General features: G+C 64.9%; 1 protein-coding gene. It reads right to left on the bottom strand.

Translation table 11 applies throughout. The annotated features are described in order from the left end of the window. Positions 1-857 (bottom strand): aromatic amino acid lyase (locus EBS11_RS28350; protein WP_290608889.1); only part of this gene is annotated, 857 nt, incomplete at its 3' end. Between the last annotated feature and the right edge of the window lie 180 nt (positions 858-1037).

Raw genomic sequence — 1037 nt, forward strand, 5'->3', positions numbered from 1 at the left:
ACCTGCGGCTGGCAGCGCAGGCAATACGGGTCTTGCACGCGGTCGTCGCCCTCGGCGTGGCTGGCGCGTATGGCGCTGCCCTTGAGGAGTTCACGGTAGTACTGGGCTACGTCAATCTGGCCGGGCTGTCCGCGCACGGCGTGAATACGCGGGTCGAACGGGCCATCGCTGCCACGGGCAGCATCCAGCGTGAGCGCGCCAATCACCAGCGCGGCCTCCAGCACCGGCTCAAAGGCCAGCAAGCCGTGCAAGGCCAGCGCGGTGGACGTTTGGGTGCCGTTGATCAGGGCCAGCCCTTCTTTGGCTTCCAGCGTCAGCGGCGCAATGCCGGCGGCTTGCAGGGCCTGCAGTGCGGGCACGCGCACGCCATCCACCAGCATGTCGCCCTCGCCCATCAATGCCAGCGTCATGTGCGACAACGGCGCCAGATCGCCCGAGGCGCCGACCGAACCTTGTGAAGGCACGCAAGGCACCAGGCCTGCGTTGTGCACCGCCAGAATGGTGTCCACCACCACCTCGCGGCAGCCCGAGTAGCCGCGCGCCAGACTGGCGGCCTTGGTCGCCATCATCAGCCGCATGATGGGGGCCGCCAAAGGCTCGCCCACACCCACGCTGTGGCTGCGGATCAGGTTGCGCTGCAAGGTGTCGAGCTGGTCTTTGTCGATGCGCTTGTTCGCCAGTTTGCCGAAGCCGGTGTTCACGCCATAAACCGGCGCGTCGCCATCAGCGGCCGCCTTGACCAGCGCATGGGCGGCGCGGATATTGACGCGGGCAGATTCGGGCAAGCTCAGCTGGCACACGCCGGCGTGGATGAGGCCGAGTTCATCCAGCGTGATCTTGCCGGGGTTGAGAATCATCGAAGTCATAAAGTGTTTCCGGAGTAAGTGTCTGTGTTCAGGGACACCGCAGAACCGGCATTGCCGGGCTGCTGGTGTCGTCCCCTGGAGGGGAAGCGCCGACGGCGCTCAGGGGTGTTTCTCAACTTTTCAACATGGGCAAGTTCATACCTTGCTCGCGTGCGCATTGCTTTGCAATTT

Source organism: Janthinobacterium sp., from assembly GCF_009923995.1.
In the GTDB taxonomy this organism is placed as follows: Bacteria; Pseudomonadota; Gammaproteobacteria; order Burkholderiales; family Burkholderiaceae_D; genus Janthinobacterium.